We start from the raw sequence: 15,109 nt of genomic DNA, 5'->3' as shown, positions 1-15,109 counted from the left end.
TCCCCATGTTACTGATGATTGATAACTACGACTCCTTTACCTACAACGTTGTGCAGTACTTGGGTGAACTCGGTGCCGAGGTCAAGGTAGTGCGCAACGATGAACTGAGCGTGGCTGAAATCGCTGCGCTGAATCCGGAGCGCATCGTGGTGTCGCCAGGCCCATGCACGCCGACCGAGGCGGGTATTTCCCTCGAAGCGATCAAGTATTTCGCCGGCAAGCTGCCGATACTGGGCGTGTGCCTGGGCCACCAGTCTATCGGCCAGGCGTTTGGCGGTGACGTGGTGCGCGCGCGCCAGGTGATGCACGGCAAGACCAGCCCGGTGTTCCATCATGATGTGGGCGTATTTCATGGGCTTAACCTGCCGGTGACGGTGACCCGTTACCACTCGCTGGTGGTCAAGCGTGAAACCCTGCCGGAATGCCTGGAACTGACCGCCTGGACCCAGCTGGAAGACGGCTCGGTCGATGAAATCATGGGCTTGCGCCACAAGACACTGAATATCGAAGGGGTGCAATTTCACCCCGAGTCGATCCTGACCGAGCAGGGCTACGAGCTGTTCGCTAATTTTCTCAAGCAGAGCGGCGGCACGCGCTAAGGACTTTCCATGGATATCAAGACTGCCCTGAGCCGTATCGTCGGCCATCTGGACCTGAGCACCGCTGAAATGAGCGATGTGATGCGCGAGATCATGACGGGTCAATGCAGCGATGCGCAGATCGGCGCCTTCATGATGGCAATGCGCATGAAGAGTGAGAGCATCGACGAGATCGTCGGCGCCGTGTCGGTGATGCGCGAGCTGGCGGACAAGGTTGAGCTCAAGACCCTCGACGGCGTGGTCGACGTGGTCGGCACCGGCGGTGATGGTGCCAACATCTTCAACGTGTCGACGGCGGCATCGTTTGTGGTCGCGGCGGCCGGATGCACTGTGGCCAAGCACGGCAACCGTGCAGTGTCCGGCAAGAGCGGCAGTGCCGATTTGCTGGAAGCCGCCGGCATCTACCTGAACCTGACGCCGGTCCAAGTGGCGCGCTGCATCGATAACGTCGGCATCGGCTTCATGTTTGCTCAATCCCACCATGGCGCAATGAAACACGCTGCTGGCCCGCGCAAAGACCTCGGCCTGCGCACCCTGTTCAACATGCTCGGCCCGCTTACGAATCCGGCCGGTGTGAAGCACCAGGTGGTGGGCGTATTCAGCCAGGCGCTGTGCCGGCCATTGGCGCAAGTGCTGCAACGCATGGGCAGCAAGCATGTGCTGGTGGTGCATTCCAAAGATGGCCTGGACGAATTCAGCCTGGCAGCACCGACCTTCGTGGCGGAGCTCAAAGATGACCACGTCACCGAGTACTGGGTCGAGCCGGAAGATTTGGGCATGAAGAGCCAGAGCCTGCACGGCCTGGCAGTGGAAAGCCCGGCGGCGTCCCTCGAGCTGATTCGCGATGCCCTGGGGCGTCGCAAGACCGAGAATGGTCAAAAAGCCGCTGAGATGATCGTTTTGAATGCTGGCGCGGCACTTTATGCAGCCGACCATGCCTATAGTCTTAAGGAAGGGGTCGCCTTGGCCCACGATGCGCTGCACACCGGTCTGGCTCGCGAGAAGCTGGAAGAGCTGGGAGCATTCACTGCGGTATTCAAGATGGAGAATGAAGGATGAGTGTGCCGACCGTTCTGGAAAAGATCCTGTCGCGCAAGGCTGAAGAAGTCGCCGAGCGCCGAGCCCGCGTGAGCCTCGCCGAACTGGAAGCTCAGGCAAAGATCGCTGATGCGCCGCGTGGCTTCGCCAATGCGCTTATCAAGCAGGCCAAGGAAAAGCAGCCCGCCGTCATTGCTGAAATCAAAAAGGCTTCGCCGAGCAAGGGCGTGATTCGCGAGATCTTCATTCCTGAAGACATTGCCAAGAGCTATGAGAAGGGCGGGGCCACCTGCCTGTCAGTACTGACCGATATCGACTACTTCCAGGGTTCCGACCTGTTCCTGCAGCAAGCCCGCGCCGCGTGCAAGTTGCCGGTGATCCGCAAGGACTTCATGGTCGATCCGTACCAGATCGTCGAAGCCCGTGCGTTGGGTGCTGACTGCGTGTTGCTGATCGTTTCCGCCCTGGATGACGTAAAGATGGCCGAACTGGCGGCCGTGGCCAAAAGCGTCGGCCTGGATGTGTTGGTGGAAGTGCACGACGGCGATGAGCTGGAACGCGCACTTAAAACCCTCGACACGCCGCTGGTGGGCGTCAACAACCGTAACCTGCACACCTTCGAAGTCAGCTTGGAAAACACACTTGACCTGCTGCCGCGAATTCCGCGCGACCGATTGGTGATTACCGAGAGTGGCATCGTCAACCGCGCTGATGTGGAGTTGATGGAGATCAGTGGTGTGTATTCGTTCCTGGTGGGCGAGACCTTCATGCGTGCCGAAAACCCGGGGGCGGAGTTACAGCGTCTGTTCTTCCCGGAGCGTGGTGTGGCGGTCAGTGGTTCGACATTGGACTGACTTGAACACGGTCAGGATTTGAAATGCAGTCTAAATGTGGGAGCGGGCTTGCTCGCGAATGCGGTGGGTCAGTCACTGAATATGTGTCTGATGTACCGCATTCGCGAGCAAGCCCGCTCCCACATTGGGTTTTGTGTTTATTCAGATAGGTAGGTGTTTGATGGTTAAGCCGGTGTCGATGACTGTTGAAGCTGGGCTGGCCGCCGAGCAAGCCTTGCTGGCAGCCGTTTGCGCCGGTGAGCAGGAATTCGGCCTGCTGTTCTGGCAACCCAGCGATCAAGCCTTGGTGATGCCGCGTCGTTTAAGTCGGCTACCGGCGTTCGACACCGCCAGCCAGGTCTCGGCCGCCGCCGGTTGGCCTGTATTGCTACGCGAGACCGGCGGTGAGCCGGTGCCGCAATCAAGTGCCACGGTCAATATCGCCCTGGTCTACGCGCCACCGCGCAGCGAGGGCGATCAGAACCGCATCGAAACCGGCTACTTGCGTTTATGCCAGCCGATTTGCGACTTGCTGATCGAGCTGGGTGGCGACGCCTCTGTCGGCGAAATCGACGGGGCATTTTGCGACGGTCGCTACAACGTCAACCTCAACGGCCGAAAAATGGTCGGCACCGCGCAGCGCTGGCGCCAAAGCGGTGGCCGCCCGGTGGGGTTGGTGCACGGTGCCTTGTTGCTGGATAACGACCGCGATGCGTTGATCGCGGCGGTCAACCGCTTTAACGAAGCCTGCGGTCTCGAGCAGCGGGTTCGCGCCGACAGCCATATCGCTCTGCACGAAGCCTTCCCAGCACCGGATGCGATCAGCCGGCTGGATACCTTGTATCGTCAAATGCTGGCCAGCGTCCTGCCGGGTTAACGGGTGCCGAACACCACCATCGTCTTGCCTTTGACGTGCACCAGGCTGCGCTCTTCCAAGTCCTTGAGCACGCGACCGACCATCTCCCGTGAACAGCCGACAATGCGCCCGATTTCCTGGCGTGTGACCTTGATCTGCATGCCGTCGGGGTGAGTCATGGCGTCGGGCTGTTTGCACAACTCCAGCAGGCAGCGGGCTACTCGGCCGGTCACATCAAAGAATGCCAGGTCGCCGACCTTGCGCGTGGTGTCGCGCAGGCGCTGGGCAATCTGCCCGCTGAGGGCGTAGAGGATGTCGGGATCCTGCTGGGCCAGTTCGCGGAACTTGGCGTAGCTGATCTCAGCGACTTCGCACTCGATCTTGGCACGTACCCAGGCGCTGCGTTTCTGTTCCTTACCGGCTTGTTCGAACAGCCCCAACTCCCCAAAAAAATCTCCGGTGTTCAGGTAGGCGATGATCATCTCACGGCCGTCTTCATCCTCGATCAGAATGGTGACCGAGCCTTTGATAATGAAGAACAGTGTTTCTGAACGTTCGCCGGCGCAGATGATGTTGTGCTTGGCCGGATGGCGACGGCGCTGGCAGTGCATCAACAGTTTGTCGAGATTCTTGATCTTGGATATGGGAGTAAGGGCAACCATGGTTGTGTCCCGAAAAAACTGCGCGAGGTAGTTGGAGTCGTTGTATTCGTCGGTATCGGCATTGATACACATTGCATGAATGGTGGCGAAGGGCCATCCATTTGGCGCCAGCTTAACAGACACATCCTGTCTCGATTAGCCCATTTTTGGCGCAAACCCTGCTATTGATCGCTTTTGCGTGAAACGCTGACGCGTGCGGGCCCTGTGCTAAGCTGGCGACCCTTTTTTAGCAGTGGAGTCTGGGCGATGAAGGCACGCATCCAATGGGCGGGCGAAGCCATGTTTCTCGGAGAGTCGGGCAGTGGCCATGTGGTGGTCATGGACGGCCCTCCGGAAGCCGGTGGCCGTAACCTGGGCGTACGCCCGATGGAAATGCTCCTGCTTGGCGTAGGCGGTTGCAGCAATTTCGACGTGGTCAGCATCCTGAAAAAGTCCCGTCAGGCCGTGGAAAGCTGCGAAGCCTTCCTGGAAGCCGAGCGCGCCACTGAAGATCCCAAGGTATTCACCAAGATCCATATGCATTTCGTGGTGAAGGGCCGGGCGTTGAAGGAAGCCCAGGTCAAGCGTGCTATCGAGCTGTCGGCTGAGAAGTACTGCTCGGCGTCGATCATGCTCGGCGCGGCCGGTGTGGCCATCACCCATGATTACGAAATCATCGAATTGGGCTGATCGCTCAATCGGCAAAAAGAAAGGGCGCTGTGACGGCGCCCTTTTTTTGGATTTTATACGCTTAGATACGATAGGTGCTTTTGGTCATGACCTTGGCCAAGAGGCTCATGCCTAACCTTACCGGCGCCGGGAAGCGGAAACCGCCAGCATCCAGTGCGCTTTCGGCGTGGTGTTCTTCATCGATACGCATCTGCTCAAGAATCGCCCGGGACTTTTCGTCTTCGGCCGGCAGTTGTTCCAGATGCTCATCCAGATGCTTGCACACCTGACGTTCGGTCGCCGCGACAAAACCCAGGCTGACCTTGTCGCTGATCAGCCCGGCAGCAGCGCCGATACCAAACGACAAGCCATAAAACAGCGGGTTCAGCACGCTGGGATGGCTGCCGAGTTGGCGAATGCGTTGTTCGCACCAGGCCAAGTGATCGATTTCCTCTTCGGCGGCATGTTCCATGGCGGCGCGTACCTGCGGCAACTTGGCAGTCAGCGCCTGGCCCTGGTAGAGCGCCTGGGCACAGACTTCACCGGTGTGGTTGATGCGCATTAGGCCGGCGACGTGGCGGGTCTCGGTCTCGCTCATCTGTGCGTCGGGGCGCACGATGGCGGGCGAGGGGCGATACGGTTGGCCGCTGAATGGCAGCAGCGTGCGCATGGCCGTGTCGGCTTGCAGCAACAAACGGTCAATCGGCGAGTAGTGACGTTGGGTAGTCATGCTGACCTCCGGGAAGAATCTCGGCGGCCAGTTTACCGCAAGAGAGGGGGAAGCGTTTGCGCCGCGTCAAGGGCATGGGGTCGCAGCCTGGGTCACGACCCATGTTCGAGGGCCGATCAGCCCGGCGGCCAGTTCATCTGGCGCTGACCCAGCACGTGCATATGGATGTGATAAACGGTCTGCCCGCCGTCTTCATTGCAGTTCATCACCACACGAAAACCTTTTTCGCAGCCTTGCTCAACGGCCAGGCGCTGGGCGGTGAACAGAATATGACCTGCTAGGGCTTTGTCGTCTTCAGTCAGGTCGTTCAACGTGCGGATAGGTTTCTTGGGAATGACCAGAAAATGCACGGGTGCCTGCGGTGCAATATCGTGGAAGGCCAGGACCTGGTCATCCTCGTAGATAATCTTCGCGGGTATTTCTCTGTTGATGATCTTGGTGAACAGAGTATCCACAGCTGTTTCTCCATTATGAATGTGCAGGGTGAGTGTACTCAGCCGTTCAGCGCGGGCAATAGGCCTTGTTAATGGCACCGGCGATCTTGCGGGTCAGCCATCGGGGGCTGAAACGTGGACTGAACGCGATCCAGCGGTTGCGTCGGCCGGGAATGATGATGGCTTTGTTCTTTTCCAGGGCGCGCACGGTATAAAGCGCCACTTCTTCGGGGCTCATCAGTTGTTGGCTACGGTCGAGCTTGGCGGTGTCCATTTGCGCGGTGCCGAAGAATGCGGTGCGTGTCGGGCCGGGGCAGAGGACCGAGACCTTGATGCCGCAGGTCTTCAACTCTTCGCGCAAACCTTCGGAAAAGTGCAGTACGTAGGCTTTGCTGGCGTAGTAGGTGCTCATCCACGGGCCAGGCTGGAATGCCGCGACGGACGCCACATTGAGAATCTGCCCGCCGCCCTGCAGCGCCATGGTGTTACCGAGGGCATGGCACATACGAGTCAGGGCCAGGATGTTGACCTCTATGAGGTCTTGCTCGGTCATCCAGTCCTGAGCCAGGAAGGGGCCGCTGGTGCCGATGCCGGCGCAGTTCACCAGCAAGTCGATCTGCCGTTCGCCTTCTTCAAGCTCCAGCAGGAACCCGGACAAGCGCAGTGGCTCGCCCAGGTCGCAGGCCCGGAACAGCACCTCGACACCGAAGCGTTGAGTCAATTCGATTGCAATGCTTTCCAACTGATCACGCTGGCGGGCCACCAGAATCAAGCTGCGGCCGCGACGGGCCAGCGCTTCGGCCAAGGCCAGGCCGATGCCGCTGGAGGCGCCGGTGATCAGAGCGTAACGGGTCATGCCTTTCTCCATCGCAACACCGCCGCGCCTGTGACAAAGGCATCACAGGCCGGCGCGTTTCTTTACTGTTCTGGAGAGTCTACAGGTTCGCCCGCTTCGTCAGCACTTTGCGCTTCGTCTTCTTCTACGGCCGTGGCTTGGTCGGCATCTTCATCGGCGGTGATGGAGCTGCTTTCGTAGCTGCTGTCCATGTTGGCTTCGAGTTGGTTCAGGTAACCGTTCATGCCCAGGGTCACCACGATGGCGAGCATGACTGGGATAAACGCCAACCACAGCGTGGCCAGGACTTTTACCGCGGTGGAGTTGCGGGGTGGTGGTGCGCCGTATTGGTTGGCGCCTGCATTTCCTGGCAATACCAGCAACAGGATCGGGAAGACGCTGTTCACCAGCGGTACCAGGTTGAGGAAGTACAGCCAGCCTGACCAACCCAGATCGTGCAGGCGCTGCACACCGATTTGTACACTGACCCACACAAGCGCAACAAACAACGCGAGACCCAGCAACACCCCAAGGAGGGTACCTGCGGTTGGCGAGGCCGTGGCGACCGCAAAGCTGACGGTGCTGATGATGCCACCCGCGACCAGCATCGCTAAGGTCAACACCAGGGTCCAGGCGAGATACCGCAGTCGCCCGATGCGCCCGTGGAGAGTGAAGACTTTTAGGGTGGAGTACTCCGGCAGGTTTTCACCTACGGCAGCGCGCGGCGGTGCATAGGGTGAAGCGTCCGGGCGGGAGAAGTCGGAAGCCCCGGAATCCGTCTCATGGGTTTCGGCGAGGCTGAAGGCTACGGGTTGTTCGGCTTCGATGCGTGCGTCCACACCGGCGTTTTTCAGCGCGGTGAGGTAGGTTTCGGCATCCGGGCGCGACAGGTCACGTTTGAGCGCAACAGGGCGGCCGGTGAAGAGCTTCTCGATGGCTTCAACTTCGCTCTTGAACAGCTCGGCCAGGTTCAGTTTGGCTGTGGTGCTTTCTACGCCCGGGAGCAAGGCCCCATCAAACACAATCTTGAAACGGTTGTCGCTCATGCGGGCTTCCTTGTCACTTGTTCAGGGAGGTTGTGCAGGCCCACTCAATCGGCGGGCCTTGCGGTTGGGTCAGCGAGGCCAGCGCAGTTGAACTGCCTGTTCGCGTGCCTTGCGGTATTCGGCATCGAGGCGCGCAACCAGTTCATCGACACTTGGCAAATCATCGATTTCACCGACACCTTGGCCGGCAGACCATACAGTCTTCCATGCTTTGGCCTCGTCGCTCAACGGTTTGAGCTTGGAGCCAAAGTTGACTTCGCCTTTGCCTTGCAGGGCGGCGAGGTCGAAGCCGGCGTTTTCCAGGCTCTGGCGCATAAAGCTGGCGGGGACGCCGGAGACAGCAGGAGTGTGCACGATGTCGGCGGCGCGCGATGTGAGGAGCATCTCTTTATAGGCATCCGGGGCATGGCTTTCAGTGGTGCCAATAAAGCGAGTGCCGAAATAGGCCAGGTCGGCGCCGAGCAACTGGGCGGCGAGAATCTCGTGCCCGTGGTTGAGGCAGCCGGCCAGCAGCAGCGTTTTGTCGAAGAACTGGCGAATCTCGGCGGTCAGCGCGAACGGGCTCCAAGTGCCAGCATGGCCCCCGGCGCCCGCGGCTACGGCGATCAGGCCATCCACGCCGGCTTCGGCCGCCTTCTCAGCGTGGCGCCGAGTGGTGACGTCGTGGAACACCAGGCCGCCGTAGCTGTGCACAGCGTCTACCAGTTCCTTCACAGCGCCCAGGCTGGTAATGACGATCGGCACTTTGTGTTCAACGCAGATCGCCAGGTCCGCCTCCAGGCGCGGGTTGCTGCTGTGCACGATCAGGTTGACGGCGTAGGGCGCAGGATTGTCCAGCGCTGCCAGGCCCGCTTCGATTTCCTCCAGCCAGGCCTTGAACCCGCTGCTTTCGCGTTGGTTAAGCGCCGGGAAGCTCCCGACCACCCCATTGCGGCAGCACGCCAGGACCAGTTGCGGGTTGGAAATCAGAAACATCGGCGCAACCACGACGGGCAGGCGCAGACGTTGTTCAAGCAGAGCGGGCAGCGACATTGGAGTTACCCCGAGTAATTGAAGTTAGAACGGTTTGACCACGACCAAAATTACGATAGCCAGCAATATCAGAACGGGTACTTCATTGAACCAGCGATAAAAGACATGGCTGCGGGTGTTTTCGCCACGGGCGAAACGTTTTACCTGCGCACCGCACATATGGTGGTAGCCGATCAGCAACACCACCAGGGTCAGCTTGGCGTGGATCCAGGCGCCCGATTGAAAGATGCCGGGGTTGAGGGCGATCAGCCAAATACCGAATACCAGGCTGGCCAGCATCGCCGGATTCATGATGCCGCGGTACAACTTGCGCTCCATGACGCTGAAGCGTTCCTTGCTGACGGTGTCCTCGCTTTGGGCGTGGTAGACGAACAGGCGTGGCAGGTAGAACAGCCCGGCAAACCAGCAGACGATGCTGACAATGTGGAAGGCTTTGATCCATAGATAGAGCATTTCTAGTTATTCCCAGGTTCACGGTAACTGAAGATAGTAGTGGCTCATGCGCCCGTACGTCACGTTGACGGTTGTCGCAGGACGATACGGCCCCTATTATCGACGGCTTTCCAGTGGTTCGTTGAGGGCAGGTTTATGGTCAAGGTCGGTATCGTCGGCGGCACGGGGTACACCGGTGTCGAATTGCTGCGTCTGTTGGCTCAGCATCCGCAAGCTGAGGTTGTGGTCATCACCTCCCGATCCGAGGCCGGCCTGGCCGTGGCCGACATGTATCCGAGCCTGCGAGGCCATTACGATGGCCTGGCGTTCAGCGTTCCGGACATCAAGACCCTCGGCGCCTGCGACGTGGTGTTCTTCGCCACCCCTCATGGTGTTGCCCATGCCTTGGCCGGTGAGCTGCTGGCGGCGGGCACCAGAGTGATCGATCTGTCGGCGGACTTCCGTTTGCAGGACGCTGATGAGTGGGCCAAGTGGTATGGCCAGCCTCACGGTGCGCCTGAACTGCTGGAAGAAGCGGTCTATGGCCTGCCGGAAGTCAATCGTGAGCAGATCAAGCAAGCGCGTTTGATCGCGGTACCCGGTTGCTATCCAACAGCCACTCAACTGGGTTTCCTGCCATTGCTGGAGGCTGGGTTGGCGGACGCTTCGCGCTTGATCGCAGACTGCAAGTCGGGCGTGAGCGGCGCTGGTCGTGGCGCGGCGGTCGGTTCGCTTTATTCCGAGACGTCAGAAAGCATGAAGGCCTACGCAGTAAAAGGGCATCGTCACTTGCCGGAAATCCGCCAGGGGCTGCGTCGCGCGGCCGGTAAAGACGTGGGCCTGACCTTCGTACCGCACCTGACGCCGATGATTCGCGGCATTCACTCTACGTTGTACGCAACGGTGGTTGATCGCTCGGTAGACCTTCAGGCGCTGTTCGAAAAACGTTATGCCAACGAACCGTTCGTCGACGTTATGCCAGCCGGCAGCCACCCGGAAACCCGCAGCGTGCGTGGCGCCAATGTGTGCCGGATTGCTGTGCATCGTCCGCAGGATGGCGACCTGGTCGTGGTGCTGTCGGTGATCGATAACCTGGTCAAGGGCGCGTCGGGCCAGGCGGTGCAGAACATGAACATCTTGTTTGGCCTGGATGAGAAGCTGGGCCTGTCCCACGCAGGCATGCTGCCTTAAGGGCAGCGGCAAGCTTCAAGTCATCAGCGGCAAGCTTGAAGCTAGTAGCTCGAAGCTTGCCGCTGCTCCCATAATAGTTGACCGCTTTTCTAGGAGAAGCGGATAATGCCCGCCATTACGCATATGGCGGCGGTACGCCGGGAGATTATTAGCATGAGCGTTGAATCCTTCACCCCCACGGCTTTGCAATTCACCCACGGTGCTGCGCACAAGGTGAAGAGCCTGGTCGATGAAGAGGGTAATGATCGCTTGAAGCTGCGCGTATTTGTAACGGGCGGCGGTTGTTCAGGGTTTCAGTACGGTTTTACCTTCGATGAAGATGTAGCCGATGATGACACCATCGTTGAACGCGAGGGCGTGAGTTTGGTCGTGGACCCGATGAGCTTCCAATACCTGGCAGGAGCCGAGGTGGATTACCAGGAAGGTCTGGAAGGTTCGCGTTTCGTGATCAAGAACCCTAACGCTACCACCACCTGTGGTTGCGGGTCTTCGTTCTCGATCTGATCGACAGGGCATGTTAAAACGCCGCTTGGCTGTGATAGGCCAAGCGGCGTTTTGCTGTCTGCGGATTCTGGAGGCGGTCAGGCAGGGTAGATCGCGCCCAGTACCCGAAGCCCGCGTGCACCGGTGACGCTGGGGCGGTTGGCGGCAATGCCTTCAAGGCAGCAATGGGCCAACCAGGCGAAGGCCATGGCTTCGACCCAGTCGGGGTCCACGCCGTAGGTGGCGGTGCTGCTGACCTGGGTTGATGGCAACAACGCGGCCAGCCGACTCATCAGCGTGGCGTTGTGAGCGCCGCCACCACACACCAGCAGCGTTTCTGTCTGGGGCTGGGCGGACCGTAGGGAATCGACAATGGTCAGGGCGCTCAGCTCCAGCAGCGTGGCCTGCACATCCTGAGGCTCGAACGCGGGCAAGTGGCTGAGGTGTTGGTGCAGCCATCCCAGGTTGAACACTTCGCGCCCGGTGCTTTTAGGGCCCTTGGTCATGAAGAATGGGTCACTGAGCAGGTCGTTGAGTAGTTGAGGCTCTACCTTGCCGCTCGCCGCCCACTGCCCATCACGATCAAAGTGTTCGCCGCGTTGTTGGTGTATCCATGCATCAAGCAGGACATTGCCCGGGCCGCAGTCGAAGCCGGCTACAGGTTTGCCGGTCTCGATCAGGCTGAGGTTGCTGAAACCTCCCACATTCAATACTGCGCGGTTACCGGTGTGGTCGCTAAACAGTGCTTCATGGAATGCGGGCACCAGTGGGGCGCCCTGGCCGCCGGCGGCAACATCACGACTGCGGAAGTCGCTGACGACGGTGATACCCGTCAGCTCGGTGAGCAGGGCTGGGTTGCCGATTTGCACGGTAAAGCCCCGGGCGGGTTCATGGCGGATGGTCTGGCCATGGCTGCCAATTACGCGAATGTCCTGAGGCTTGAGGTTTTGTTGCTTGAGCAGCGTGTGAATGCCTTGAGCGGCAAGATTCACCCAGTTTTGTTGGGCAATGGCTGAGCGGGCGATCTCATCTGGGCCGCTGGCGCACAGAGCAAGCAGCTCGGCGCGCAGGGTTTCCGGCATGGGAATGTAGTGCGTGGCGATCAGCTTGATCGCCGGATCTTGCTCGATCAAGGCAATGTCCAGTCCATCGAGGCTGGTCCCGGACATCACGCCTAAATAGAGCGCCATACTTTAACGCTTCGCCGAAGCCAGCAGGGTGGAGCGCTCCTGGTCCATGCGTGCCATCAATGGCTGGCTCTGTTGCATGAACCGTGCACGCTCGGCCTTGGCGATCGGGTCGGCCATCGGCAGCTTCTGACCCAGCGGGTCGACGTGTACGCCATTGACCTGGAACTCATAGTGCAAGTGCGGCCCGGTAGAGAGGCCAGTGGTACCGATATAGCCGATCACTTGGCCTTGCTTCACGGTGCCGCCAGTGTGCACACCCTTGGCAAAGCCTTGCATGTGGCCATACAGCGTACGGTAGGTGTTGCCGTGCTGGATGATCACGGTATTGCCGTAGCCACCACGACGGCCGGCCAGCAGCACTTTACCGTCGCCTGCTGCCTTGATCGGCGTGCCACGTGGGGCGGCATAGTCGACGCCTTTGTGGGCGCGGATTTTGTTCAGAATTGGATGCTTGCGACCCATGGAGAAACGCGAGCTAATGCGAGCGAAGTCTACCGGTGTGCGGATGAAGGCCTTGCGCATGCTATTGCCGTCGGCGGTGTAGTAGCTGCTATTGCCTTGCTTGTTGGTGTAGCGCACGGCGGTGTAGGTCTTGCCGCGGTTGGTAAAGCGCGCGGAGAGGATGTTGCCAGTGCCGACAACTTTGCCGTTGACGACTTTCTGCTCGTAGATCACATCAAATTCGTCGCCTTGACGGATGTCTTGGGCGAAGTCGATGTCGTAGCCAAACACACTGGCCATGTCCATGGTCATGCTGTGGGACAGTCCGGCGCGGGCGGCAGATTGCGACAGGGAGCTGTTGATCACCCCGTGAACGTAGGCCGAGCGCGTCACCGGTTTGGTGGTGATGCGGTTGAAGGCAAAGCCTTTGGCGCCTTTGGTCAGCGTGATGCTTTCAAGGTCGCTGACGGTACTGTGGAGCTTGTTGAGTTGGCCGTCGGGGGTCAGTTCGAATTCAAGCTTTTGACCGCGTTTGAGCTGAGTGAATTGCTTGGCTTGTTTGTCGCTGGCCAGTGCGTCGTTGAGGGTAGCGGCAGGCAGGCCGACTTTCTCGAACAGTGTCGATAGTGTATCGCCCTTACCTACGATGATTTCGCGGTGCAGAGGACTCTTGGCCACCTCTACAGTCGGCGTCTCGCCAGCTTGCTGTGTGTCCTTCGGGCTGTTTTCTATCTGGGCGAAGGGTGAGCCGGCGGGTGCATTTGTGGCTTGTTGCGCGTCGGAAGCGTCTTGATCTTGTGTCAGTTGTTCAACTGGACTTTCCAGGTCAAGGCTCAGGGATGTTCGTTTGGCTTCTACGTCACTGGAAGGGAATACCAGGAGTGCCAGGCTGAGAAGGGCGGCGATGCCACTTGCGGCGAGCAAGTGGGTCTTCGGGTAAAGCGGCGGCGCTTTAGACGGTTCAGTGGTCATAGGTAATTTTGACTTTGAAGATGAAATGGAAAAGATGAATGACATGATGAAGATGAAATAACTGTATAAAATATAACCAAATCATCTGTGGCGCAAGCTCGCGAACGCTGGGCTTGCTGAACGGTGTCCGTTCGCAGGGCAAAACTTGTAATTAGTCCCTGATCTTGTATGGTTGGTTCCCTTTTGAATCTGAGCCTTGCGGGTCTGTTATGAAGTCGGTTGAAGAACAGCTAGCGCTGATAAAACGTGGTGCGGAAGAACTGTTGGTCGAAGCTGAGCTGATCGAAAAGCTCAAGCGTGGCCAACCCCTGCGTATTAAGGCTGGCTTTGATCCGACGGCGCCGGATCTGCACCTGGGTCATACCGTGCTTATTAATAAGCTGCGTCAGTTCCAGGAGCTGGGGCATCAGGTCATCTTCCTTATAGGTGATTTCACCGGGATGATCGGTGACCCAAGTGGCAAAAGTGCCACGCGTCCGCCGTTGACCCGTGAGCAGGTGCTCGATAACGCCGAGACCTATAAGACACAGGTGTTCAAGATTCTTGATCCGGCCAAGACCGAGGTGGCGTTCAATTCTACTTGGATGGATCAGATGGGGCCGGCGGATTTCATTCGCTTGACCTCCCAGTACACCGTTGCGCGCATGCTTGAGCGTGATGACTTCGACAAGCGTTACTCCACCAACCAGCCGATCGCCATTCATGAGTTCCTCTATCCGCTGGTTCAGGGCTACGACTCGGTAGCGTTGCGTGCTGATGTTGAGCTGGGTGGCACTGATCAGAAATTCAACCTCTTGATGGGGCGTGAACTGCAGCGTGCGTATGGGCAGGAGGCTCAGTGCATTCTGACCATGCCGTTGCTGGAAGGCTTGGATGGCGTCAAGAAGATGTCCAAGTCCTTGGGCAACTATGTCGGTATCCAGGAAGCGCCGGGTGTGATGTACGGCAAGCTGGTTTCGATTCCTGATGCGCTGATGTGGCGCTACTTCGAGTTGCTGAGCTTCCGCTCGATGGATGAGATCAATGCGCTGCGTGCTGACGTAGAAGCAGGCACTAATCCGCGTGACGTGAAAATCAAGCTGGCGGAAGAGATCGTTGCGCGCTTCCATGGTGAAGAGGCTGCGGCCAGTGCTCACCGTGCGGCGGGTAACCGTATGAAGGATGGCGAGCTGCCGGATGATCTGCCGGAGATTGAGCTGTCCGCTGCCGAGGCGATGCCGATCGCTGCTGTCCTTAATAAGGCGGGCTTGGTGAAGAACTCGGCGGTTGCGCGTGATTTGTTGGGTTCCGGTGGTGTGCGTATAGATGGTGAGGTTGTAGATCGCACCTTTATATGCGAGCTGGGTGCTACACACGTTTGCCAGGCTGGAAAGAAGGCATTTGCGCGTATTACGCTCAAATCCGAATAAACCTGAAATTAAGTGTTGACGGCGATTTATATCTGTCTATAATTCGCCCCACTTCCGGCGCAGTCGAAACGGAAAACTCCTTGGTAAACAAAGAGTTATGCGAAATTCGACGGCGAGTTGCTTCAGTTCATCGAAGCCCAGAAGGAGTTGATAGGGCGGTGTTGTTTGGCTCTATTAACGTTTCGATCCTCTCGGTCGAAAGCGGAGAAAAAGAGGTGTTGACAGCAGCGTGTAACGCTGTAGAATTCGCCTCCCGCTAACGAGAGATCGGAAGCGCA

The 15,109-nt window shown here is 58.8% G+C and carries 17 protein-coding genes; 8 read left to right on the top strand and 9 right to left on the bottom strand.

The window, feature by feature from the left end; all coding sequences use genetic code 11:
• The first annotated feature begins 5 nt into the window (after positions 1–5).
• The 4 genes from AACY44_RS10825 to AACY44_RS10810 all read left to right on the top strand — a co-directional run bounded on the left by AACY44_RS10825 (position 6) and on the right by AACY44_RS10810 (position 3,347).
• Positions 6–599, top strand: a complete 594-nt coding sequence (locus AACY44_RS10825) for an aminodeoxychorismate/anthranilate synthase component II (protein ID WP_339415434.1) — start codon at positions 6–8, stop codon at positions 597–599.
• A 9-nt stretch (positions 600–608) separates the two neighbouring features.
• Complete coding sequence (gene trpD, locus AACY44_RS10820; protein ID WP_339415435.1) at positions 609–1,658, top strand: anthranilate phosphoribosyltransferase; 1,050 nt, start codon at positions 609–611, stop codon at positions 1,656–1,658.
• Positions 1,655–2,491: an indole-3-glycerol phosphate synthase TrpC gene (gene trpC, locus AACY44_RS10815; protein WP_339415436.1), complete on the top strand. Its 837-nt coding sequence runs from the start codon at positions 1,655–1,657 to the stop codon at positions 2,489–2,491. The genes trpD and trpC overlap by 4 nt, the downstream gene beginning before the upstream one ends.
• Positions 2,492–2,651: 160 nt before the next feature.
• Complete coding sequence (locus AACY44_RS10810) at positions 2,652–3,347, top strand: lipoate--protein ligase family protein (RefSeq protein WP_339428460.1); 696 nt, start codon at positions 2,652–2,654, stop codon at positions 3,345–3,347.
• Here the strand turns inward: AACY44_RS10810 and crp are convergent.
• Positions 3,344–3,988, bottom strand: a complete 645-nt coding sequence (gene crp / locus AACY44_RS10805; RefSeq protein ID WP_065871978.1) for a cAMP-activated global transcriptional regulator CRP — start codon at positions 3,986–3,988, stop codon at positions 3,344–3,346. The two genes, AACY44_RS10810 and crp, sit on opposite strands and share 4 nt — an antisense overlap.
• A 246-nt stretch (positions 3,989–4,234) precedes the next feature.
• Between crp and AACY44_RS10800 the strand changes: the two genes are divergently transcribed.
• Positions 4,235–4,657: an OsmC family protein gene (locus AACY44_RS10800; RefSeq protein WP_005792019.1), complete on the top strand. Its 423-nt coding sequence runs from the start codon at positions 4,235–4,237 to the stop codon at positions 4,655–4,657.
• A gap of 61 nt (positions 4,658–4,718) precedes the next feature.
• Here AACY44_RS10800 and coq7 read toward each other — a convergent pair whose 3' ends face one another.
• From coq7 to hemJ, 6 genes are all read right to left on the bottom strand, one after another.
• On the bottom strand, positions 4,719–5,366 hold the full coding sequence (coq7, locus tag AACY44_RS10795) for a 2-polyprenyl-3-methyl-6-methoxy-1,4-benzoquinone monooxygenase (protein ID WP_065871769.1): 648 nt from the start codon (positions 5,364–5,366) through the stop codon (positions 4,719–4,721).
• Between the two features lie 116 nt (positions 5,367–5,482).
• A complete protein-coding gene (locus tag AACY44_RS10790; protein WP_003194682.1) occupies positions 5,483–5,821 on the bottom strand; it encodes a histidine triad nucleotide-binding protein in 339 nt (112 codons plus the stop codon).
• A 46-nt stretch (positions 5,822–5,867) separates the two neighbouring features.
• Positions 5,868–6,656, bottom strand: coding sequence for an SDR family NAD(P)-dependent oxidoreductase (locus tag AACY44_RS10785; protein ID WP_339415440.1), 789 nt, complete (start codon positions 6,654–6,656; stop codon positions 5,868–5,870).
• Between the two features lie 62 nt (positions 6,657–6,718).
• Positions 6,719–7,681, bottom strand: a complete 963-nt coding sequence (locus AACY44_RS10780; protein ID WP_339415441.1) for a DUF805 domain-containing protein — start codon at positions 7,679–7,681, stop codon at positions 6,719–6,721.
• Positions 7,682–7,750: 69 nt separating this feature from the next.
• On the bottom strand, positions 7,751–8,713 hold the full coding sequence (locus tag AACY44_RS10775) for an NAD(P)H-dependent flavin oxidoreductase (protein WP_339428459.1): 963 nt from the start codon (positions 8,711–8,713) through the stop codon (positions 7,751–7,753).
• Between the two features lie 24 nt (positions 8,714–8,737).
• Positions 8,738–9,166 (bottom strand): protoporphyrinogen oxidase HemJ, encoded by a 429-nt coding sequence (gene hemJ, locus AACY44_RS10770; protein WP_339415443.1) that lies wholly within the window; start codon positions 9,164–9,166, stop codon positions 8,738–8,740.
• A gap of 135 nt (positions 9,167–9,301) precedes the next feature.
• On the opposite strand from hemJ, the gene argC reads away from it, so the two are divergent.
• Positions 9,302–10,336: an N-acetyl-gamma-glutamyl-phosphate reductase gene (gene argC / locus AACY44_RS10765; RefSeq protein ID WP_339428458.1), complete on the top strand. Its 1,035-nt coding sequence runs from the start codon at positions 9,302–9,304 to the stop codon at positions 10,334–10,336.
• Between the two features lie 153 nt (positions 10,337–10,489).
• Positions 10,490–10,840: an iron-sulfur cluster insertion protein ErpA gene (gene erpA, locus AACY44_RS10760; RefSeq protein WP_003176443.1), complete on the top strand. Its 351-nt coding sequence runs from the start codon at positions 10,490–10,492 to the stop codon at positions 10,838–10,840.
• A 77-nt stretch (positions 10,841–10,917) separates the two neighbouring features.
• Here the strand turns inward: erpA and AACY44_RS10755 are convergent, their stop codons facing one another.
• Entirely contained in the window at positions 10,918–12,009 is a 1,092-nt protein-coding gene (locus AACY44_RS10755; protein ID WP_339415445.1) for an anhydro-N-acetylmuramic acid kinase, read from the bottom strand.
• 3 nt (positions 12,010–12,012) lie between these two features.
• Positions 12,013–13,422 (bottom strand): peptidoglycan DD-metalloendopeptidase family protein, encoded by a 1,410-nt coding sequence (locus tag AACY44_RS10750; protein ID WP_339415446.1) that lies wholly within the window; start codon positions 13,420–13,422, stop codon positions 12,013–12,015.
• Between the two features lie 209 nt (positions 13,423–13,631).
• Between AACY44_RS10750 and tyrS the strand changes: the two genes are divergently transcribed.
• Complete coding sequence (tyrS, locus tag AACY44_RS10745; RefSeq protein WP_339415447.1) at positions 13,632–14,831, top strand: tyrosine--tRNA ligase; 1,200 nt, start codon at positions 13,632–13,634, stop codon at positions 14,829–14,831.
• The last annotated feature ends 278 nt before the right edge of the window (positions 14,832–15,109 follow it).

The sequence above is a fragment of the Pseudomonas sp. RA_15y_Pfl1_P11 genome, assembly GCF_963970975.1.
Lineage (GTDB): Bacteria > Pseudomonadota > Gammaproteobacteria > Pseudomonadales > Pseudomonadaceae > Aquipseudomonas > Aquipseudomonas tritici.
Note: the sequence above shows the minus strand (reverse complement) of the source record. Positions and strands in the feature narration are given on the sequence as shown.